Source organism: Marinobacter flavimaris (assembly GCF_045057155.1).
GTDB classification, from domain to species: domain Bacteria; phylum Pseudomonadota; class Gammaproteobacteria; order Pseudomonadales; family Oleiphilaceae; genus Marinobacter; species Marinobacter manganoxydans.
The window spans coordinates 372,316-394,003 of record NZ_CP171359.1 but is presented as its reverse complement, the minus strand read 5'-3'; the positions used below and the strand labels follow the sequence as shown (position 1 = coordinate 394,003).

Sequence of the window (21,688 nt, the reverse complement as noted above, 5' to 3'; positions counted from 1 at the left end):
ATGAGTTATACCCCGACGGAACCGGCGACTCTGTCGCCGGCTCCGTCAGCTCCGGTGCTGGATGAGCATGCCCGGGGCTGGCGGAAAAAACTCCTGCAGACAGGTCTGGTCCTTGCGGTGATTCTCATTGCCAGCTGGTACGTGGGCCTGCTCGATTTCAAAACCCTGGCCAATGGCATGCCAGCGATTGGCGTCCTGTTGGGTGAATCTCTGCCGCCCGACTTTACCAATGTCATGAACTGGGTTTCGCCACTTGTCGACACCCTCGCCATGAGCATTGCCGGCACTGCAATTGCGGTTGCCGCTTCGGTACCACTGGCTTTCCTTGCTGCACGGAATACGTCGCCACACCCGGCTGTTTTCCACATAACACGCACCATTCTGAATGGCCTGCGGTCAGTTCCCGAACTGATCATGGGGATTATCTTCGTCGCTGCCGTCGGCTTTGGCGCGCTACCGGGCGTTCTTGCCCTCGGCCTTCACTCTATTGGGATGGTCGGCAAATTCTTTGCAGAAGCCATTGAACATGTGGACGAAGCCCCGGTGGAAGCAGCCGATGCCGCCGGAGCGACTCGCCTACAGGTTCTCTGGCACGCAGTTCTGCCCCAGGTTCTGCCGCAGTTCGCAGATGTATCCATCTACCGCTGGGAGTACAACTTCCGCGCCTCGACCGTTATGGGCATGGTGGGAGCAGGGGGTATCGGTTTCGAACTCATGGGCTCACTGCGCATCATGCAGTACCAGGAAGTCAGTGCCATCCTGATTGTTATCCTCCTGATGGTCACGATTGTCGACAGCCTGAGCGGCTTCCTCCGTAAGAAATTCAAGTAAGGAAAACGAATGAAACCAAGAGTTGTGATAACTCACCGGGTACACGATGAAGTCCTGGCTGCCCTCGAACCACATTGTGAGCTTGTAACCAATCAGTCAAACCGCACGCTCCCGCCAGATTCGGTGAAGGCCAGGGTAGCCACAGCCGATGCCGTGATGGCCTTCATGCCGGACAGGATCGGCGATGAGTTTCTGGCGGATTGCCCGAACCTGAAGATCGTGGGCGCAGCCCTGAAAGGTTACGACAACTTCGATGTGGACGCCTGCACTCGCCATGGGGTGTGGCTTTCATTCGTGCCGGATCTTTTAACCGTACCCACCGCAGAACTGACCATCGGACTCACCGTTGGCCTTACCCGGCAGGTAAAGGCAGCGGACGAATTTGTTCGTTCCGGAGAGTTCAGAGGGTGGCAGCCGAAGTTCTATGGGCTGGGAATTGAGGGCGCTACCATTGGCATTGTTGGAATGGGTGCCATTGGCAAGGCCATAGCTGTCCGTCTGCAGGGATGGGGTGCGAACCTGCTCTACTCAGAGCCCGAGGGCTTGCCCTCTGATGAAGAGAGGAATTTGGGGCTGGCGCATACAGGACTGGAAGAGCTTCTCGCCCAATCCGATATCGTAATACTGGCGCTGGCACTGAACGAGCATACCTTTCACACCATAAACCCTATACGCCTGGCACTGATGAAGCGGGGTGCCTATCTGATCAACCCATGCAGGGGTTCTGTGGTCGATGAGAACGCCGTACTGGCGGCACTGGCCTCCGGACAGTTGGGTGGTTACGCCGCCGATGTATTCGAAATGGAGGACTGGGCACGAACGGATCGTCCGCATGAAATCAGTCCGGAGTTACTTGCCCATCCGAACACATTATTTACCGCTCACATCGGCTCGGCCGTACAAAGTGTAAGGCTGGCCATTGAGCAACGGGCGGCCGAGAACATTCTGCAGGCATTACGGGGTGAACGGCCGCGGGATGCGATCAATTCTCCGTCATTACGTGAGGACTCTCCATGCTGAATCCGGTCTGGCTCAAGAGCTTTATCGCGTTGGTCCAGCATCAGAGTTTTCAGGCCGCTGCAGAGAATCTTGGAATCGCCCAACCCACTCTCTCCCAGCATATCCAGAAACTGGAACAAGACCTGGATGTGTTGTTGATTCGAAGGGGAAGATCAGGCTGCGAGCCCACCAGGGCAGCTTTGGCACTGGTACCATTCGCAAACAGTATATTGCGCCTCGACAAACATGCCCGTGAAGCGGTTCGGGGGGCCGGCGTTCGGATAGGGGCGAGCTCAAACATTGGCATATATATGCTCCAGCCCTATCTTCGGGCCTTCAGGGACGATAAAGCCTCGCCCGACGTGGACCTCGTAATTGATAATAACCCCTCAATTGCCCGGCAACTAACGATCGGTGAACTCGACATAGCCATAATGGAGTGGTGGCAGCCTAAACCCGGATTTCTGGCGCAGGATTGGCGGCGAGAACAGATGGTACTGATTGTTCCACCCGATCACCCATGCGCAGATCTTCAAAGCATAGATCGGGACACCCTCGCAGAAATGACGCTGCTTGGCGGAGAGCCTGGCACAGGCACAGGCCGGCTACTGGCAAACTTCTTTGGTGACGAGGGACCGTTTCCGAAGGTGTCTATGCAACTAGGGAGCACAGAGGCTGTCAAACAGGCAGTCAAGGTTGGACTGGGTATATCGCTGGTGTTGGAAGCGACGGTAAGGGAGGAAGTCCAGGCGGGCTCGCTACGAGCCATCCCCGTTAGTAACCCTGGGTTGGAAAAGGAACTCATGGTGGTCTACCCGAATGCCTTGGCCAATCATCCGCCAGTCTCTGCATTCCTCAGCCAACTGTGCCACTGAGCAAACGAATAGCTCACACCGAGTGTTAGCCAGACTGCAATTTCATGTTGAGCAACAACGGACCAACCAGTAACCTGCTGATCAGACACCAAAGCCCGAGGCCCCATGAAGCCTGACTCCCATCAGCTCCCAGACAATGCCAGCGCAGGAACCGGCCCGCAGTCGCCATCCGATGGCCCTGAGCGTGTTGCCCGGCTGATTCACCGCGTCGCTCAAAAAGACCGCCAGGCTTTCGCCCTCCTCTACCAGGCAACTGCCCCGAAACTTCTGGGCACCGTGTTGCGTATCCTCAGAGACAGAGGGTGGGCAGACGATGTTATCCAGGACAGTTATCTCAAAATCTGGCAAAAAGCCGAGCAGTTTCAGGACGGCAAATCTTCGCCGATTACCTGGCTGGTGTCGATTGCCCGTAACGGTGCCATTGATGAGCTGCGCAAACACCCCGCCGGACGCACCACGAACAGCGACGAGCTGGATGAGATGCCAGGCCGGCAGACATCAGCTCAGGAACAGCTGGAAGACCAGCGGGCGGCAAATCAACTGAATCACTGCATCGACCAACTGGAAAAAGACCGACAGGACATGGTGCGCCTGGCCTACCTTAACGGATGGTCCCGGGAGGACCTGGCAAGCCAGTTTGAACAGCCGGTCAACACGGTAAAGACCTGGCTTCACCGCGCATTGAAACAGCTCAAAAGGTGCCTCGAATCATGACTGAACGCGACGACCTGGACATGCTGGTTGCAGAGTTCGTTCTGGGCACATTGCCAGCCTCGGAGCGGGCCTATCTTGAAAGCCGGCGCAATGAGGACCCGGAGGTAGATGCGCTGATTCTGCAATGGGAAGAGCGCCTGGGTAAGCTGGCCGAGGAAACCGAGCCCGTTCAGCCCTCACCGGCGTTGTTCGCAAAAATCGAGAAGGCTCTGGACCGAGTGGAATCGACGCCTCGCGAGGCTGCCGAAACGTCAAACGTGGTTGCGCTGCGCAGCCAGCTGAACCGCTGGCGCTGGAGCACGGCGATTGCCTCGGCGGCCGCCCTGGTTCTCGTGGCCATTCTGGCGTTCCAGCCGCAGCCCGAGCCTCAAGCCCAGTCGTTTGTTGCGGTTTTCCAGAACAACGATGAGCAGCCGGCCTTCCTGCTGACGGTGGACCTGAAGGAGCAACGGCTCAACATCCGGCCGGTAACTGCCGAGCCAAGACCCGGAAAATCCTATCAGTTGTGGATCAAGGCCGACGAGCTGGGTCCAAACCCCCGCTCCGTGGGCGTTCTGGGCAACGATTTCGCGCTGGATGAAGGGGCGTTGAGCAATTACGACCCTGCCCTGCTCAAGGAGGCCACGTTCGGCATCAGTGTCGAGCCCGAAGGCGGCTCACCCACCGGACAGCCCACGGGACCGGCGATTCACGGTTACCTCTACCCCACCGACGGAAACAATTAATAGGCAGGTGCAAAAAATCTTCCGTGCCTGAAACTTTGCGCACCGGCTCCCGTAGCTGCAGTTAACCCGCCCAAAAACAACCCAGCGGGCGGGAAACACTGACACTCAGGAGAACGCAATGATCAAGCACGCAAAAACTTCCACACTTCTGGCCGCCCTCGTTTCCGGCGCTTTCGCAACCAGTTCAGCGTTGGCCGCTGAACACAAGGCCGGTGTCTGGACCAACGATCAGTCTGTTGCCAACGGCGTTGTATCCGCCAGAAAGGTGGTTGCCGAACAGAATGGGTGGCTGGTGGTTCACCGCACGGACGAATCCATGAAGCCGGGCCCTGTTGTCGCCCACGCGCCGTTGCGCAAAGGTATGAACATGGACGTCGCCGCCATCCTGACCGAGGAAGTGCAATCCGGTGACATGCTGATGCTGATGGTTCACAGCGAAGACGGCGGGATGAAAACGGGTATTTTTGAATACACCCTGGGCGCCAAGGAAGACGGCCCGATCAAGAAAGATGGCAAGCTGGTGATGCAGACTATTACCGCAAAATAATCGCTGGCGATAGTGCCGGCTGCTGCGCTGACTGGCGAATGCAGCCGGCATATCAAACCGGATTAATTACCCACGGCCAACCCTATCTGCCGTCCCCCTTCACGCCCAATCTGTCGAGGTAAAGATGGAGTTCCGCCTCGCTAATGTCCACGTATTCAAGTACGCGCCCATACAGCATGGCGGTCGGGACATTGCGGCCCTTCAGCTCTTTCTGAGTTTCATGCAGGACGTAAAGAATGATTCTTTCAGTACGGGTAAGGCCGTCTCTGGCGTCAGGGATCACTTCAAGGAGAGTGCGGGAGTAGTCTGAACCGGCCATGATGTACCTGGTATGGAGCAATGGACCAGCACATAGTAACAGGCTGGCAGCGAAGCCCCCAGAGGGGGTCGCTGCCTTTTACCGCCAAATCAGATCTGTTTGTAGACCACTTCAGACAACCGGCTGCGATTACCATCGGTGTCCAGGGTACGGATAGCGAAGTACCAGGTGCCTTCTGTCAGCTCATCAACCAGCAGCTCGTCGACGGAGGCGTCACCAATGGCCAGGCTCTGGTCGAGGTTTTCAGCGCTGGTGCCGTAGACCACCTCGAAGCCTGCGATTTCGCCCATGGCCAGGCTGTCGCCATTTTCGCGGGTCAGCGGCGCGGTCCAGCTCAGCAGTGCTGTGTTTGCAGGAGCGGTTTCCTCAGGCGTCGTCTCGGTGACGGGCTCGCTGATTTCAGTGTCTGTTCCTGTGTCCGCTACGGTTTCGTCGGTGGTTGTATCGGGCTCAGTTGTACCGGCAACCTGCTCGTCGGTTGAACCTGTTGAGGTATCGGTCGAGGTATCGGTGTTGGTGTCGGTTGAGGTGTCAGTGGTGCTGCCGGAATCAGTTCCAGCGGTTTCATCGCCGCCAGTGGTTCCGTCGGTGGTGTCACCGGAATCGGCGACGTCGGTATCACTTTCTTCGTTAACATCGGCAATGGTTTTGAAGCGCTGTACATTGCGGTATTCGACCACCACCAGCTTCTGGCTAATGACGCTTGAATTCACCACGTTCTGCAATTCTGAGGACTGCAAGGCCGCCGCGCTGACAAGATCTGCCAGTGCCACGTTGGTACCATCGCCCATAACGCTGATCTGGCCGGTGGCACTGACCTGTGAAGTAACGTCATCCAGGACAGCTGAAATCGAATCCCACTGGGCGTTGTCATTGACCAGCGCCAGGAATGACGCATTGGCAATCGCCACCTGAATGGCATCCGCGGTTACGCCGGTCATTCCATCCAGATTGGTCAGGTCCGGAGGAGTCAGGCGCAAAGCACCGGCCGGAAGGGCGAACCAGTTTTCAACGGTGGTGTAAGCGCTGGAAATCGCTGTCGGTGAGAGACCTTCCGAACTGCGCTCAGCCAGTTTTACAGCCAGGTGGGTGAGCGGCGTAAGGTTTACCGTTTCGTTCCGCAAATCGCCAGCACCCAACAGACTGAAGTTGCTATCCAGCGGCATTACCTGCCCAAACGGCACTGGCTCGGCACCGGCCTGATCGCATTGGGGCAGAACGTCACAGACCATGCGAGTGCCGCCGTCCGCAGAAAGCTCAACCAGGGCCCAGCCTTCGGCCTTACCGCGAAGCTGCCAGGTATAGCTGCCATCGTCTGCGGTTAATACCGGTTTGGCTGCCTGACGCTGCGGGGCGTAGTAGCCGTCTTTGTCAGCTATCAGCCGATTTGCAACCACAAGGCCCTGTTGAATGATTCCTTTAACGGCTGCGCCGGCGATCTGGACTGTGGGCTCAGGCGTCGCGGGAGCAGCCTGCGCCGCCGTGGTGCTCTCTTCACTCGTAATGTCCAGACCGCAGCCCGAAAGCATAACAACCGCAGGTAAAATCAGCAGTCCTTGCTTCGTTAGTTTTTTGCCGCAATATGACATTGTTTCGCACCAATTATTTGACGAATTTGAGCGAATCTTACAGCGGCAGTTTTCGGTTATATGCGGCCCAGTTCCGGATTTTTCGGCCGGATTACGTCAGAAAATTGGCGTTTACGGAGGGATACACGTTGTGATGGAAGGTTACAGCATGGAGCCCGGACTCCTGAGCATAGGTCATTGTTTTAGGTCCGCTTTTCACAATTCGCTTAAATCCCGGCTGTGGGCCGGGAGCGAATAGCGGGCCGACTGATTACAAATTTAAACGTTGATGAAACGGGTACTGTTTCACAGTTTTCCGGGGACTCAAACGCCCAACCTGTCCCGCAGCGCATAGTACCAGGCTCCCATCGCCGTCAACGGCACCCGGAAGGCGCGGCCACCCGGGAACGGGTAATGCGGCAGGCTGGCGAACGCATCAAACCGTTCCGCCTGATCCTGGATTGCCAGTGCCAATGCCTTGCCTGCCACGTGTGTGAAGGTAACCCCATGGCCGGAGCAACCCTGGGAGTAGAACACGTTCTCGTGCAAGCGCCCGAGCTGTGGCAGGCGCGACAGGGTCAGCAGGAAATTGCCGGTCCAGGCGTAATCGATCTTCACATTCGCCAGTTGCGGGAAGGTTTTCAGCATATTCGGGCGAATCAGCCGTTCGATGTTAGCCGGGTCGCGGGCGCCGTAGACCACGCCACCGCCGTAGATCAGGCGGTTGTCACCCGACAGCCGGAAGTAGTCCAGGAGGTAGTTGCAGTCTTCGACGCAGTTGTCGTTCGGCAGCAACTGCCTGGCAACGGCCTCCTCCAACGGCTCGGTAGCAATAATCTGCGAGCCGCAGGGCATGGATTTGGCCCCGAGCTCCGGCACCAGGCCGCCAAGATAGGCGTTGCCCGCCAGGACAACCGTTTGCGCCCTCACCTCGCCCATGTCGGTTTTAACGGTTACGGTTTTACCGGGGGCGATGCTCGTTACTGTGGAGTGCTCGTGAATCACGCCGCCACGCGACTCGAGGGCCGCGGCTTCGCCGAGAGCCAGATTGAGCGGATGAATATGGCCGCCGGTGTGATCAATGGCGCCGCCGACATACCGTTCCGTGCCAACCCGGGAACGGATGGCATTCCTATCCAACAGTTCCAGTTGGTCGTAACCGAACCGGCGCCACAGCGCTTGCTGAGATTCCAGGTGCCTGAGCTGCTTTGGATTGAGCGCTGCGAAAATACCGCCTTCTTTCAGGTCGCACCGAATGCCGTAACTCTTCACCCGCTGGCGAATGATCTGGCTGCCCTCAAAGGCCATCTCGGACAGCAGTTTCAGGTGGACTTGAGAGGTCTGTCTTTCGATGCTGTCCAGATCCCGGCTGAAGCTGTTAACGATCTGGCCGCCATTGCGCCCCGAAGCACCCCAGCCGACCGTCGCTGCCTCCAGAACCACCACCCTGAAGCCAGCTTCCGCCAGGAACAGCGCTGTCGAAAGGCCGGTGTAGCCGGCACCGACGACGCAAACATCGGCCTCGCAAGACCCTCGCAGCGCCGGGCGCACAGGGGCCGAATTGGCGGAAGCTGCGTAATACGAGGGAACCGGGGGATACTCGATCATTATGTGACGCCAGAAAAGGTGATAGAGACGTTCAGGATCAGGCTGCAACGATGCGCGCCGCAGGAAGTCTATGCCAGCACCGCGCGTTCGGAAAGACACGTTCTTATACCTATATCGCGGGCGGCGCCTGCGGATAAAAGTGCTGCTATGATTGCTCAACTCTACAGCCTGCGAGGCGTCCATGAATCAACCCGTCAGCTCTTCCACACCGACCAGCCAGGCCGAATGGCAGGCCCTGGCCACAAACCTCACTCTGGAGGGCCGCGCCTATCTGAACGGCGCCTATCAATGGGCGGCCAACGGCGAGACGTTTACCTCGGTCAGCCCGATTGACGGGCGCGAGCTGGCCTCTATTGCCAGTTGCGATCAGAGCGATGCCGACCAGGCCGTTAGGGCTGCAAGGGCCGCCTTTGAGGCGGGCATCTGGAGCCAGCTGGCACCGGCAAAACGCAAGGCGGTGCTGCTCCGGTTCGCTGACCTTATCGAAGCCCACGGCGACGAGCTTGCCCTGCTGGAAACCCTGGACATGGGCAAACCCATCAACCACGCCAGGAATGTGGATGTGCCGGCCACCGCCCGGGCAATCCGCTGGACCGCCGAGGCCATCGACAAGGTCTACGGTGAACTTGCCCCCACGCCTCACAACCAGATCGGCATGATCTCCCGTGAGCCGATGGGTGTGGTGGCGGCCATCGTGCCCTGGAACTTTCCGATGATTATGGCGGCCTGGAAAATTGCCCCGGCCCTGGCTACTGGTAATTCCGTCATACTGAAACCCTCCGAGAAATCGCCCCTGAGCGCCATTCGCCTGGCCGCCCTGGCCGGGGAAGCGGGCGTTCCCGCCGGCGCTTTCAATGTGCTTCCAGGCTATGGTCACACCGTGGGCAAGGCCCTGGCGCTGCACATGGACGTGGACTGCCTGGTGTTTACCGGGTCCACGAATGTGGCCAAGCAGCTGATGATCTACGCCGGCCAATCCAACATGAAACGGGTATGGCTGGAGGCCGGTGGCAAGAGCCCCAACATTGTCTTTGCCGATGCGCCAGACCTGAAAAAGGCCGCTGCCGAGGCGGCAAGTGCCATTGCCTTCAATCAGGGCGAAGTGTGCACTGCCGGCAGTCGCCTGCTGGTCGAGAACAGCATTCGTGCCGAGTTTGTAAGGCTGATATGCGAGGCCCTGAAAACCTGGCGCCCCGGCCATCCGCTGGACCCGGCGACTACCTGTGGCGCGATCGTGGATCAGGCCCAGCTTGATCGGATCATCGACTACATCGGCATCGGGCAGTCTGAGGGCGCACGCCTGGTGGAAGGTGGGCAGCGGATTCTGGAAAACACGGGCGGCCTGTTTGTTCAACCCACGGTGTTTGACGGGGTGAATAACCAGATGCGCATTGCCTCGGAGGAAATCTTCGGGCCGGTGCTTTCTGTCATCGGGTTCGATACTGCAGACGAAGCCGTTGCCATTGCCAACGATTCCATCTACGGCCTGGCTGCGGCGGTGTGGACCTCCAATATCAATACCGCCCATAAGGTAGCCAAGGCCCTGCGAGCCGGCAGCGTGTGGATTAACCACTATGACGGCGGCGATATGACCGCACCCTTCGGTGGCTTCAAGCAGTCCGGCAACGGCCGCGACAAATCTGTGCACGCCTTCGACAAGTACACGGAACTGAAGGCCACCTGGCTGGTGCTGGAGTAGTTCGGAATAGTTCGTCGCAGTCCGGCAAATGAAAAACGGCGCCTTCAAGGCGCCGTTTTTTATCCCGGAATTGATCAGACCGTGTGCAGGTACCAGAGATATTCGAGATCGGAGATGGTCATCTCGAATTCGTTCAGTTCATGCTCCTTGCAGGCGACGAACACATCCAGAAACTGGCTGCCGAGATAATCGGCCATCACTTTCGATTGCCCCAGCTCCCGCAAGGCATCCCGCAGGTTATTCACCAATGAGGCTTCGTGCTGCTCATGGGCATTACCCACGGTGACGGGGGGTGGCTCTATCCTGTTGGAGATGCCGTAGTGAATGCCCGCCAGCACGGCTGCCATCAGCAGATACGGGTTGGCATCAGCACCGGCGACCCGGTGTTCGATTCGCAGGGCCTCCGGATCACCGCCCGGCAGACGCAGCGACGCAGTGCGGTTGTCCACGCCCCAGGTGGCGGCGCTGGGAACGTAGTACTCCGGGCTGAACCGGCGGTAGGAATTGATATTGGGGCAGAACAAGGCCATGGCGTCGTTCATGGTGGAGACCAATCCACCCACGGCCCAGCGCAACATGTCGTTTGGCTGCTCGGCGTCGCCGGAAAACACGTTACGGCCTTCGCCATCCACCAGGCTCACGTGCAGGTGCATGCCACTGCCGGCCTGGTTGTGATAGGGCTTGGCCATGAACGTGGTGTCCATTTCATGGTCGTAGGCCATGTTCTTGATCAGACGCTTCAGCAGAGTGGCGTGGTCGCACGCCTGCACCGCGTCATCCACGTAGTGCAGGTTGACCTCAAACTGCCCGGGCGCGGACTCGGCTACCAGCGCATCCGCCGGCAGCTCCTGCTCATGGGCGGCATCCAGCACGTCCGCCAGGAATTCAGCGTATTCGTCCAGATCATCAATGGAATAGGCCTGCGTGCCCGCCGGGCGTTTGCCAGAGAGGGGTGATTTGGGTGGCTGAGGGCGACCGGCGAGGTTTTCCTGGTCAATCAGGTAAAACTCCAGCTCAAAGGCCGCCACGGGAGTCAGCCCCAAATCCTCAAAGCGCTTGATGATGTTCTGCAAGACCACCCGCGGATCTGCGAAAAACGGTGTCTCGCGATCCAGCTCATACATGGTCAACAGAAGTTGCGCAGTGGGCCGCTTCTGCCAGGGTTCCATAGTGAGGGTATTTTCAATGGGCAGACAGACGCGGTCTGCCTCGCCAATATCCAGGCCGAGGCCGGTTTCTTCCACCGTAGTGCCCTGAATGTTCAGGGCAAAGATGGACGCCGGCATAGCCACACCGCGCTCAAACACCTTCGCCAAAGCAGACGGGTCTACCCGCTTGCCGCGAACAATACCATTCATATCCGGGATCAGCAGATCAACAAACTGCAGTTCGGGGTGTGCCTGAAGGAACGAGTCGGCACTCGTAGAACCAGAAGCCATAAGGGAAGCCATCCACAACGCAAACAGGCCTGGTGCCGAGGAGCCGGCGCAGGGGTTTCAACACTCCTTTATCCCGCTTTCCGGGGTGTTTGGCAAGATAGGGACATACCACAAATCCCGGAGTAAAATTTTTATAGCGCAACCCCGCATCTCATGATAAATATCGCGAGAATTCGGCAGGTTCCCCACCGCCGTTTCCAGGACAAGCCTTAAAGGAGTCAAAAGGCGGCGACCGGTTCTTCCCGGGACAACAGCCACCTGCGGCCACCCTCAGCAGACCTGCACAACACCGCGTGCGTCCTGCACGTTTTGTATTTATCCCTTTTGAGTGAGGGACATCATCCAATGTTGAAGTTGTGTAAGCCACAGGCGCTGGCCGCCTCTGTTGCGTTGTCTCTGTGTGCCTCTTCCGCGTTTGCCGCCGAGGAAGTGCGTGTCTACAACTGGTCCGATTACATCGCCGAGGACACCCTGGCGAAGTTCACGGAAGAAACCGGCATCAAGGTGATCTACGACGTTTACGACAGTAACGAGATCCTCGAAGCCGCCCTGCTTTCCGGTCGTTCCGGCTACGATCTTGTTGTGCCGTCCAACCACTATGTGGCCAAGCAGATTTCTGCCAACGCCTTCGTAGCGCTGGACCACAGCAAGCTGCCGAACATGAGCAACCTCAACCCGGATCTGATGGACGATCTGGAAAAGGTTGACCCGGGTAGCCAGTTTGCTCTGCCTTATCTCTGGGGCACCAACGGCTATGGCTATAACGAAGGCCGTATCCAGGAAATCCTGGGTGACAGCGCTCCCACCGATTCCTGGGCCCTGGTATTCGATCCTGAAGTCACCGGCAAGCTTGCCGCCGGCGGCTGCGGTATTGCCATGCTGGATTCCGGCGAGGAAATGGTTCGTGCTGCCATGGCCTACATTGGCCTGGACCCGAACAGCAACAACGCCGACGACATCAGGAAAGGCGGCGAGGTGATCAAGGCCATTCGCCCGAACATCACCTACTTCCATTCGTCGCGTTACATTGCTGACCTGGCCAACGGTGACCTGTGTGTGGCTGCCGGTTACTCCGGCGACATCCTGCAGGCCGCCGCACGCGCCGAGGAAGCCGAGAACGGCAACGTGATCCGCTACACCATTCCCAAAGAAGGTGCAGTCCTGTGGTTCGACATGATGACCATCCCGGCCGGCGCACCGAACGTTGAGAACGCCCACAAGTTGATGAACTTCCTGATGCGTCCGGAAATCATCGCGGACGTGACCAACTATGTGTGGTACGCCAACCCGAACAAGCCGGCCAACGAATTCGTTGATCCGGAGATTCTGAGCGATATCAGCATCTACCCGACCGATGAGGTGATGAAGAAGCTGTACATCATGGAAGGCCGGCCTCAGGACGCCCAGCGTCTGATGACCCGCACCTGGACCAACGTGAAGTCTGGTCGCTAAGCGGTGGAAAACGGCAACAACACCTCCGCGCAAGCGGAGGTGTTACTCAGCATTCGGAGCATTTCCAAAAGCTTTGATGGCACGCTGGCCGTGGACAATGTGAACCTGGACATCCACAAGGGCGAGATCTTTGCCCTTCTGGGTGGTTCCGGTTCCGGCAAGTCCACCCTGCTACGCATGCTCGCAGGTTTTGAAACGCCCAACGCCGGCTCCATCATGCTCGACGGCCAGGACGTTACAGCTCTGCCCCCGTTCCTGCGCCCGACCAACATGATGTTCCAGTCCTATGCTCTGTTCCCCCATATGACGGTGGAGCAGAACATTGCCATGGGCCTGAAACAGGACAAGTTGCCGAAAAGCGAAATTCGCGACCGGGTGGCCGCCATGCTGAAGCTGGTCAAGATGGAACCCTATGCCCGGCGCAAACCCCAGCAGCTTTCCGGTGGTCAGCAGCAACGCGTTGCCCTGGCCCGCTCACTGGCCAAACGTCCCAAGCTGCTGTTGCTGGACGAGCCCATGGGCGCCCTGGACAAAAAGCTGCGTACCGAAATGCAGCTGGAACTGGTGGAAATTCTGGAAAACGTGGGCGCCACCTGCCTGATGGTGACCCACGACCAGGAAGAGGCCATGACCATGGCCAGCCGCATCGCCATCATGGCGCAGGGCCGGATTGTCCAGATCGGCTCGCCCATCGACATCTATGAGAGCCCGAACAGCCGCATGACGGCAGAGTTTATTGGCTCGGTGAACATTTTCGAGGCCCACATCCGGGAAGACGAGGCCGACAGCGTTACTTTGACCAGCGACCTGCTGGATGCCCCGGTTTTTATTGATCGCGGCGTGACCACGCCGGCGGAAAGTACCGCAACACTGGTAGCCCTTCGCCCAGAGAAGATCTACCTGACCCCGGACAAACCGGACGGCGAGCACAACTGGAGCTGCGGAACGGTGGACAACATCGCCTATCTGGGCGACATCACGTCCTACTATGTAAAGCTGGCCAGCGGCAAACGCGTTCAGGCGACCATGGCGAACGTGGAACGCCGTGGCGAGCGGCCAACCTGGGGTGACAGGGTATTCGTATCCTGGGAAGCCTCCAGCCCCATCCTGCTCTGGAACTGAGCCAATGAGACGGAAACTTTTACCCACCCCTCTGACCGAGCGGGTGCGTGCAGTGCTGTTTAATCGCCGGGTGGTGTTCGGTATCCCGTTCCTGTGGCTGCTGCTGTTCTTCCTCCTGCCTTTTGCGCTGGTGCTGAAGATCAGCCTGACCTCGGCGGTGATGGCCATCCCCCCTTACGAGCCTGTATTCCGGTGGGTGGACAACACCCTCTCGGTGGTGGTGAACATTGGCAACTACCTGTTCCTGCTTTCGGACAGCCTGTATGTCGCCGCCTATTGGGGGTCGGTGAAGACAGCATTCCTGGCAACGGTGGTGTGCCTGCTCATCGGCTACCCCATGGCCTACGCAATGGCCCGTGCTCCAAAACATTGGCAACTGGTGTTGCTGTTGATGGTAATGCTGCCCTCCTGGACCTCGTTCCTGATCCGGGTTTATGCGTGGATGGGCATCCTCGGCAATCAGGGGCTTCTGAACAGTTTTCTGATGTGGTTGGGTTTTATCGATCAGCCGCTCAAGATGCTGAACACCAACTTCGCGGTGGTGCTGGGCATTGTCTACGCCTATCTGCCATTCATGGTGCTGCCCATTTACACCAACTTGGTGAAGTTGGATGTGCGCCTGCTGGAGGCGGCATCAGACCTGGGCTGCCGCAGCCTGACCACCTTCTGGGCCATTACCCTGCCCCTGTCGAAGGCCGGCATTCTGGCCGGTTCCATGCTGGTGTTTATTCCCGCGGTGGGCGAGTTCGTTATCCCGGAACTGCTGGGCGGGCCGGATACGCTGATGATCGGCAAGGTGTTGTGGGAGGAGTTCTTCAACAACCGCGACTGGCCGGTGGCGTCTGCCCTGGCGATCGTGATGCTGTTGTTGCTGCTGGTGCCGATTGTGCTGTTCCATCGGTTCCAGGCCCGGGAGATGGAAAAGCATGGTTAAGTCCCGCTCCTTCAGTTTCTCCAAAGTGATGCTGGTTCTCGGCCTGCTGTTCCTGTACCTGCCAATGTTCGTGCTGATCGTGTATTCGTTCAATGCGTCCCGGCTGGTGTCGGTGTGGGCCGGCTTCTCAACCCAGTGGTACGGCGAGCTGTTCCGGGATGAGCAGATTCTGTCGGCGGTGTGGATGAGCCTGCGGATTGCCTTCTACTCCGCCAGCATGGCGGTGTGCTTGGGCACGCTGTGTGCGTTCGTGATCACCCGGTTCAAGAAGATGCGCGGGCGCACACTGCTGTCCAGCATGATTACCGCGCCGCTGGTTATGCCAGAGGTAATCACGGGCCTGTCGCTGCTGCTGTTGTTCGTGCAGATGGCCCAGACCATCGGCTGGCCGGTGGATCGTGGCATGGCCACCATCTGGATCGCCCACACCACCTTCTGCAGTGCCTATGTGGCGGTAGTGGTGTCGGCCCGGTTGCAGGAAGTGGATCGCTCCATCGAGGAGGCGGCCATGGACCTGGGCTGCACGCCCCTGAAAACCTTCTTTGTCATCACCCTGCCTGTGATTACCCCGGCGCTGGTATCAGGCTGGCTGCTGGCGTTTACTCTGTCGCTGGATGATCTGGTGATTGCCAGCTTCGTTTCCGGGCCGGGTGCAACAACACTGCCGATGGTGGTGTTTTCGTCTGTGAGAATGGGGGTTTCGCCGAAGATCAACGCGCTGGCCACCCTGATCATCGTGGCGGTATCGCTGATTGCGTTTATTGCCTGGTATCTGATGCGCCGGGCGGAACGCAAACGGCTGCAGACACCGGACGCCTAGCGTCCAGAGGCCCCGCTCGCGTCCTCACAGGGCATCGGGAAAGGCAGAGACAAGGTAGTCAACCAGCGCACGGACTTTGGGTGTGACGAACTTGCGGGTGGGATAGACGGCGTATACGCCAAGCTCGGTGGAACGATACGCTGGCATCAGCTCCATCAGGCGCCCGGCTTCGAGATCTTTATGCACCAGAAAGCCGGGCTGGAGAACAATGCCCTGGCCGGCCAGGGCAGCACCGCAGCAGGTTTCACCGTTGTTGGCGTACATCCACGGCCGCACCCGCACACTAGTGGCGCCTTCCGGGCCTTCAAAGGGCCAGTCGTTGCCCGTGGTGAAGTTGCTATAACCGATGATCCGGTGGCTGGTCAGATCTTCCGGTTTGGCTGGGGAACCGTGGGTGGCGATGTAATCCGGCGAGGCACAGGCAATGAGCCGGGTAGAGGTGATCCGTCGGCTGACCAGCGTGGAGCTCTGCAATGTGGCAATGCGGATGGCCAGATCAAAGCCTTCCTCAACGATGTCCACCAGCCGGTCTGAAAGATCAATCGACAGCTCCACATCCGGATAGCGGGCGTGAAATTCTCCCCACAAAGGTGCCAGGTGGCTGATTCCGAAGCTGACCGGCGCGTTCACCCTTAGCGTGCCTCTTGCGACATCATTGCGGGAGGTAATTTCCGCTTCTGCCTCTTCAACACCGGCCAGCAACTCCCGGCATCGGACATAAAACACCTCGCCCTCCCCCGTAAGCGACAGGCGGCGGGTGGTCCGCTGCAACAGCCGAACCCCTAGACGGGTTTCCAGCTCGCTGACATAACGCGAGACAGCGGCCTTGGACATCCCCAGATTCTCCGACGCAGCCACAAAGCTCCCCGCCTCAACCACGGTGCAGAACGTCTGCATCTCCAGCAATCGATCCATTGTTTCATTTTCCGGAACAGTTAATTCATTAAAGCCACGTTTATCCCTTTTATTGATATTTGTAAAGTACCCACATGCTCACAACACACCCAAGGAGATTCATCATGAACAACGCATTCCTGAACAAACTGATCGCCACTGACGCAGGCTGGGGCGCTCTGGCCCTTCGAATTCCCGTCGGTATCATTTTCGCCGCTCATGGCGCCCAGAAACTGTTTGCCTGGTTTGGCGGCTATGGCCTGGAAGGCACAGGACAATGGATGGATTCCATCGGGCTGAGTCCCGGCTACCTGATGGCCTTGTTGGCCGGCGGTGCGGAATTCTTTGGTGGCCTGGCTCTGATCATCGGCCTGCTGGTTCGCCCCGCCAGCGCGGTACTGGCATTCGCCATGCTGATCGCCATTTTCAGCGTTCATATCGGCAACGGCCTGTTCATGAGTAACAATGGTTACGAGTTTGGCCTGGCCTTGCTGGCCGTATCGGTATCCCTGGTATTCAGCGGCGCAGGCCGCGCGTCCATTGACCGCGCGATTGCAGCCCGATAACCACCGCAACCCGGAGGAGCAAATCATGAGTCTGTTTGTTTCCCACGGCGCTCCCACCTTTGCGCTGGAGCCGGGCCTTGCTGGCCCGGCCCTGACAGAGCTGGGCAAACGCCTGACCCGGCCCGCAGCTGTGCTGGTGGTTTCACCACACTGGATGACGGAAGAAATCCGGGTAGGCGTCTCGGAAACACCCGAGACGATTCACGATTTTCGGGGTTTTCCACCCGAACTCTATAACCTCGACTATCCGGCACCAGGCCATCCGAAACTTGCGCGAACTGCTCTGGCGTTGTTGGAGGCAGGGGGCTGGAAGGCCAGTGCTGACGAGACCCGGGGGCTGGATCACGGGGCCTGGGTGCCAATGATGCACCTGTTCCCTGATCATTCGGTTCCGGTATTCCAGGTTTCGATGCCAACGGATCTTGGGCCTGCGTCTGCCTGGCGGTTGGGCCAGACCCTGCAGCCGCTCGAGCATGATGGTGTGCTCATCATCGGATCAGGCAGCCTTACCCACAATCTGTATGAGGTTCGCTGGGGTGACCCGAACGCATCCGGGTATGCGAGGGAATTCACGGATTGGGTCCGTGCCAAAGTGCAGGACGGCGACCATCAGCAACTGATAGCAGCGTTGGAGGAGGCCCCCCATGCCAAGCGGGCGCACCCAACCACCGAGCATTTTCTACCTTTGCTGGTGGCCGCCGGTGCAGCCGGGGAGCAGCAACCCGGCGGGCTGATTGATGGCGGGATCGAACACGGTGTTCTGGCCATGGATGCCTTCGTTTTTCAGCACCCAGCCTGAACGGTCAGCGAACTACGCTGCCGGTTGGCGGCGGTCCCGGACAGACTGGATCCATTTGTAAAATACCGGGACCAGCAATGTGCCCAGAACGGTGGCGGCAACCATGCCACTGAGAACCGTAATACCGAGGCTTACCCGGCTTGCAGCCCCGGCGCCACTGGCAAAGCCCGCTGCCGCCTCCCCGGAGATGGTTATCGAGCGCTTCAAGTTGAAATGCTGGATGCTTGAGGGCCCGAGCACAGGCTGGAGCGAAGCCAGCGTGGTCAGTGGCACCATGTCGCCATCCCGGTTGCGGACAAAGTAATGGGACAGGTCCTCCGGACGCTGCCGGAACTCGCCTTCGGCCTGAAGAAGTACGCGGTAGTTCTTACCGAACCGGGTGAAGTCATTCACGTAGAGCGAGCCGAGCTGGGTCTGCAGGGTAGAGAAGATATCGGAGAGCTCAATACCCAGGGCCTTGGCTTTATTCCTCTCAACCTCCAGCAGATATTGCGGAATGTTCGCGCGATAGGTGCTGTAAACACGGGATAGCTCTTTACGCTGATTGGCCTCGTAGATGAGACCATTCATCACCTGGGCCAGTTCCGAGACATCCCTGCCCTGGTTGTCTTGCAGCCGGAAATTGAAGCCGGAGGAGGTACCCAGGCCCGGAATCGGAGGCGGGTTGAAGACCATCACCTGGGCCTCGGGGATTGTCCAGAGCCCGGAGTAGAGCCGGGGGATCACCGCGCTCAGCCCCAGAGCTGGCTCTTCCCGGTCTTCCCAGTCCTTGAGCATGACGATTCCCAGACCGTTGTTGGTGGCAGCGCCGCCCAGCAACGAGAAGCCAGACACGGTGATGAAATCGGTCACTGCCGGATCTTCCAGAACCATATCAGTAACTTTGCCGAGTACGGCTTCGGTGCGCTCGAGGGAAGCAGCATCGGGCAATTGCACATCCACGAACAGGAAGCCCTGGTCTTCCGGCGGCACGAACGCCGATGGCACGGATTTGAACAGGCCGGCCCCAGCGACCAGTATCACCACCAGGGTCACGCCAACGAGAGCGCCTTTGCGTAGCAGCTGCACGACCAGCTTTGAGTAACCACCGGTTGTTCGCGTAATCAGTAACTCGAAGGGCCGGAGCCAACCAATGGTCTTTTCTCCGCCTTTTCCGAGCAGCGCGACGCAAAGGGCCGGGCTGAGGGTAAGAGCGTTTATGGAGGAGATGATCACGGCTACCGAGATGGTGACCGAGAATTGTTGGTAGAATTTTCCGGTGATCCCCGGCATGAAGGCCACCGGTACGAACACGGCCAGCAACACCAGCGTGGTGGCAATCACCGGCCCTGTGACTTCCGCCATTGCCTTGGTAACTGCCTCTCGTATCGGCAGCTTCTCCTCGGCAAGGATGCGCTCAACGTTCTCGATAACCATGATGGCGTCATCCACCACAATGCCAATCGCCAGAACCAGCCCGAACAGCGTGATGGTGTTGATGGAATAACCCAGCACAGCCATAACAGCAAAGGTGCCGATCAGGGAGACCGGGATCGCGATACTGGGAATCAGCGTGGCCCGCCAGTTCTGCAGGAACAGGAACACCACCAGGATCACCAGGCCGACGGCCTGGAACAGGGTAACGATGACTTCGCTGATGGAGCGGCTGATAAACTCCGTGGTGTCGTACAGTACGGTGTGATTCACACCCTCCGGAAAACTCGCGGACGCCTCATCAACCAGTGCTTTTACCCGTTCCGCGACCTCCAGAGCATTGGCATCGGGCAGCTGGTAGATCACCAGGAATGCCGTGTCCTGATTGTTCAGTTTCGCGGTGGAGGTATAGGAACGGGAGCCCAGTTCGATACGCCCGACGTCTCTGAGGCGCACAAAACCGCCATCGGGCCTTGAGCGGAGAATGGTCTGGGCGAACTCGTCGGGATCTGACAGGCGCTCCCGGGTCTGAATGCTGTAGACAAACTGCTGGCCCGCAGGCACGGGCGGCTGGCCGAGTTTGCCGGCCGCGACAATCTGGTTCTGCTCACGAAGCGCGGCAGCAACCTCGGCGACGGTCACATCCAGTGAGGCCATCCGGCGGGGATCCAGCCAGACTCGCATGCTGTAATCTTTCGCGCCCATCACTTCCGCAGAACCGACGCCTGGCACCCGACCAAGGGCTTCGACCAGGTTATTGGAGGCGTAGTTGCTGAGAAAGACGCCGTCGAGATCCGGTCGCTCGGAGGTCAGGTTGATACCCATCAGCATGTTGCCAGCCTGCTTGCTGACCACCACGCCCTGTCGCCGGACTTCATCGGGCAAAAACGGTTCCGCCAGGGCAACGCGGTTCTGGACGTTTACCTGGGCGCTGGCCCCGGGAAGCGATGCGGTCACCTGAACCTGGGGCGGGGCCATGTCCGGATACATATTGACCGGCAGAATGCGTAACGCCAGTAGCCCGGCCAGGGTAATCAGGATGGAAATAACAAACGCAAACTTCGGTCGATGGATAAAAACCCGGCTGATCATTGGCTCGCCTCACCCGTCTGGATGAGTGCTCCGGTTTGCGGGTCAATCTGTTTTTGAGCAGCACTGACTGTGACTCCGGGCCGAACTTTCTGGAGGCCCTCCACAATCACCTGGTCACCGGCTTCGAGCCCTGAGTTGACCACCAGCAGCGCTCCTTCCCGAGAGCCGGTCTGGATGAAGTGCTGGGCAACCTGATTCTGGTCATCAACCACCAGAACAAACTTTCCTTCAATGGTCTCCTGAACCGCTACCTGAGGGACAAGCACCTTGGCCTCACCCGACTGCCCCTCAACCCGGAGTGTCACGTACAGGCCTGGCACGAGGACCGCATCGGGATTGGGGAAGACCGCTCGCATCTCGACGGTCCCCGTACTGGCATCGGTCTGTACGTCGGCGAAATCCAGCACACCAGGCTGCTCATAGCGCTCGCCATCTGGCAGGGTAAGATAGAGCCCCAGGGATCTGGATAGCGCTTGAGCAGATTCCGCTCCCCGGCGGCGGAAGTTAATAAAGTCAGCCTCATTGATCTGGAATTCGACGTAGACAGGGTCGGTAACCTGGATAGAGGTTATTGCTCCAGAAGAGGGACTGACCACGGCTCCTACGTCATAGTTCAGGCGGCCGATCCAGCCATCAAAGGGTGCTCGTATTTCAGAGTACTCGAGGTTACTTCCTGCCTTCTGAACGGCCGCCTGGGCAGCCTGAAGGCGGCTTTCAGCTGCGCTGAAGCGGTCTTTGAGTTTGTCCAGGTCTGCAGCCGACAGGAAGCCTTTCTCCGACACTTCTTCCCCTCGTTTCAGATTTCGGCTCGCAGAATCCACTTCGGCGCGGGCCGCAGCCAGTTCTGCATCCGCCTGTTGGAGATCAGCGCTTGCGCGAGTGTCCTCAAGCCGGATCAGGAGCTCGCCCTGGCTGACTTTCGCGCCCTCGGTAAAAAGAATTTCCCGGATTTCCGCTTCTATGCGCGGCGTGATATCCGCTTTGGCGGAAGCGGCCGTTCTGGCAACAAACTCCCGGGAAGGCCGGATTTCACTGGCCTCAAGTACCACCACGGAAACGGCAACGGGACTGGTTTGCTTTGGCTCCTGAGGCTCGGAACAGCCTGCCAACAACAAAACTGCACACAGTGAAACTACGGCAATGCGGAATTTCTTATAGCCTTCCATCGTCTGTCTTCCCTGAAATGGCAGTCTCTTGGCGGGGTTCAATCAAGTCGAAAATAAGATTAGTCGAATCTTTGCTATATTTCCCTGAATCGTTCGTTTCAGAGAT

The 21,688-nt window shown here is 58.6% G+C and carries 20 protein-coding genes; 13 read left to right on the top strand and 7 right to left on the bottom strand.

The genetic code is table 11. The features are described 5' to 3' along the window. The 6 genes from phnE (at position 1) to ACGK9W_RS02015 (ending at position 4,691) form a co-directional block, all read left to right on the top strand. Positions 1–831 carry a phosphonate ABC transporter, permease protein PhnE gene (phnE, locus tag ACGK9W_RS02040; RefSeq protein WP_008175865.1) on the top strand — a complete coding sequence of 277 codons (831 nt, stop codon included), beginning with the start codon at positions 1–3 and terminating at the stop codon, positions 829–831. 9 nt (positions 832–840) lie between these two features. After that, positions 841–1,851, top strand: a complete 1,011-nt coding sequence (locus ACGK9W_RS02035) for a phosphonate dehydrogenase (RefSeq protein WP_008175866.1) — start codon at positions 841–843, stop codon at positions 1,849–1,851. Continuing rightward, the gene (locus ACGK9W_RS02030; protein WP_008175867.1) at positions 1,845–2,705 is read left to right on the top strand and encodes a LysR family transcriptional regulator; all 861 of its coding nucleotides are present in this window, start codon (positions 1,845–1,847) and stop codon (positions 2,703–2,705) included. The genes ACGK9W_RS02035 and ACGK9W_RS02030 overlap by 7 nt, the downstream gene beginning before the upstream one ends. A gap of 105 nt (positions 2,706–2,810) precedes the next feature. Beyond that, on the top strand, positions 2,811–3,419 hold the full coding sequence (locus ACGK9W_RS02025) for a sigma-70 family RNA polymerase sigma factor (RefSeq protein WP_008175868.1): 609 nt from the start codon (positions 2,811–2,813) through the stop codon (positions 3,417–3,419). Beyond that, positions 3,416–4,144, top strand: coding sequence for an anti-sigma factor domain-containing protein (locus ACGK9W_RS02020; RefSeq protein ID WP_008175870.1), 729 nt, complete (start codon positions 3,416–3,418; stop codon positions 4,142–4,144). Before ACGK9W_RS02025 ends, ACGK9W_RS02020 begins: the two co-directional genes overlap by 4 nt. A 118-nt stretch (positions 4,145–4,262) precedes the next feature. Continuing rightward, a complete protein-coding gene (locus ACGK9W_RS02015) occupies positions 4,263–4,691 on the top strand; it encodes a hypothetical protein (RefSeq protein ID WP_104270244.1) in 429 nt (142 codons plus the stop codon). An 82-nt stretch (positions 4,692–4,773) separates the two neighbouring features. Here ACGK9W_RS02015 and ACGK9W_RS02010 read toward each other — a convergent pair whose 3' ends face one another. The 3 genes from ACGK9W_RS02010 to ACGK9W_RS02000 all read right to left on the bottom strand — a co-directional run bounded on the left by ACGK9W_RS02010 (position 4,774) and on the right by ACGK9W_RS02000 (position 8,183). Then, on the bottom strand, positions 4,774–5,010 hold the full coding sequence (locus tag ACGK9W_RS02010) for a hypothetical protein (protein WP_405418906.1): 237 nt from the start codon (positions 5,008–5,010) through the stop codon (positions 4,774–4,776). Positions 5,011–5,099: 89 nt separating this feature from the next. Next, entirely contained in the window at positions 5,100–6,539 is a 1,440-nt protein-coding gene (locus tag ACGK9W_RS02005) for a fibronectin type III domain-containing protein (RefSeq protein WP_227497868.1), read from the bottom strand. 363 nt (positions 6,540–6,902) lie between these two features. Further along, entirely contained in the window at positions 6,903–8,183 is a 1,281-nt protein-coding gene (locus ACGK9W_RS02000; protein WP_274540920.1) for an FAD-binding oxidoreductase, read from the bottom strand. 184 nt (positions 8,184–8,367) lie between these two features. Here ACGK9W_RS02000 and ACGK9W_RS01995 point away from each other — a divergent pair, with 184 nt between their 5' ends. After that, positions 8,368–9,885 carry an aldehyde dehydrogenase gene (locus ACGK9W_RS01995; RefSeq protein WP_008175879.1) on the top strand — a complete coding sequence of 506 codons (1,518 nt, stop codon included), beginning with the start codon at positions 8,368–8,370 and terminating at the stop codon, positions 9,883–9,885. A 74-nt stretch (positions 9,886–9,959) separates the two neighbouring features. Here ACGK9W_RS01995 and ACGK9W_RS01990 read toward each other — a convergent pair whose 3' ends face one another. Further along, positions 9,960–11,324, bottom strand: coding sequence for a glutamine synthetase family protein (locus tag ACGK9W_RS01990; RefSeq protein ID WP_405418904.1), 1,365 nt, complete (start codon positions 11,322–11,324; stop codon positions 9,960–9,962). A gap of 345 nt (positions 11,325–11,669) precedes the next feature. Here ACGK9W_RS01990 and ACGK9W_RS01985 point away from each other — a divergent pair, with 345 nt between their 5' ends. From ACGK9W_RS01985 to ACGK9W_RS01970, 4 genes are read left to right on the top strand one after another with little or no spacing between them, the layout of a single operon-like run. Next, positions 11,670–12,776, top strand: a complete 1,107-nt coding sequence (locus ACGK9W_RS01985) for a polyamine ABC transporter substrate-binding protein (RefSeq protein ID WP_008175893.1) — start codon at positions 11,670–11,672, stop codon at positions 12,774–12,776. A 3-nt stretch (positions 12,777–12,779) separates the two neighbouring features. Beyond that, positions 12,780–13,898: a polyamine ABC transporter ATP-binding protein gene (potA, locus tag ACGK9W_RS01980; RefSeq protein WP_008175895.1), complete on the top strand. Its 1,119-nt coding sequence runs from the start codon at positions 12,780–12,782 to the stop codon at positions 13,896–13,898. Positions 13,899–13,902: 4 nt separating this feature from the next. Further along, positions 13,903–14,832: an ABC transporter permease subunit gene (locus ACGK9W_RS01975; protein WP_008175897.1), complete on the top strand. Its 930-nt coding sequence runs from the start codon at positions 13,903–13,905 to the stop codon at positions 14,830–14,832. Then, positions 14,825–15,652, top strand: a complete 828-nt coding sequence (locus tag ACGK9W_RS01970; protein WP_008175898.1) for an ABC transporter permease subunit — start codon at positions 14,825–14,827, stop codon at positions 15,650–15,652. Before ACGK9W_RS01975 ends, ACGK9W_RS01970 begins: the two co-directional genes overlap by 8 nt. Before the next feature lie 24 nt (positions 15,653–15,676). Here ACGK9W_RS01970 and ACGK9W_RS01965 read toward each other — a convergent pair whose 3' ends face one another. Continuing rightward, positions 15,677–16,567: a LysR family transcriptional regulator gene (locus tag ACGK9W_RS01965; protein ID WP_008175900.1), complete on the bottom strand. Its 891-nt coding sequence runs from the start codon at positions 16,565–16,567 to the stop codon at positions 15,677–15,679. Between the two features lie 104 nt (positions 16,568–16,671). On the opposite strand from ACGK9W_RS01965, the gene ACGK9W_RS01960 reads away from it, so the two are divergent. Further along, a complete protein-coding gene (locus ACGK9W_RS01960; protein WP_008175901.1) occupies positions 16,672–17,112 on the top strand; it encodes a DoxX family protein in 441 nt (146 codons plus the stop codon). Between the two features lie 25 nt (positions 17,113–17,137). After that, positions 17,138–17,911 carry a class III extradiol ring-cleavage dioxygenase gene (locus tag ACGK9W_RS01955; protein ID WP_008175902.1) on the top strand — a complete coding sequence of 258 codons (774 nt, stop codon included), beginning with the start codon at positions 17,138–17,140 and terminating at the stop codon, positions 17,909–17,911. A 12-nt stretch (positions 17,912–17,923) separates the two neighbouring features. Here ACGK9W_RS01955 and ACGK9W_RS01950 read toward each other — a convergent pair whose 3' ends face one another. Further along, positions 17,924–20,416: an efflux RND transporter permease subunit gene (locus ACGK9W_RS01950; protein ID WP_405418901.1), complete on the bottom strand. Its 2,493-nt coding sequence runs from the start codon at positions 20,414–20,416 to the stop codon at positions 17,924–17,926. Beyond that, on the bottom strand, positions 20,413–21,582 hold the full coding sequence (locus ACGK9W_RS01945; RefSeq protein ID WP_008175904.1) for an efflux RND transporter periplasmic adaptor subunit: 1,170 nt from the start codon (positions 21,580–21,582) through the stop codon (positions 20,413–20,415). The genes ACGK9W_RS01950 and ACGK9W_RS01945 overlap by 4 nt, the downstream gene beginning before the upstream one ends. Positions 21,583–21,688: the final 106 nt, after the last annotated feature.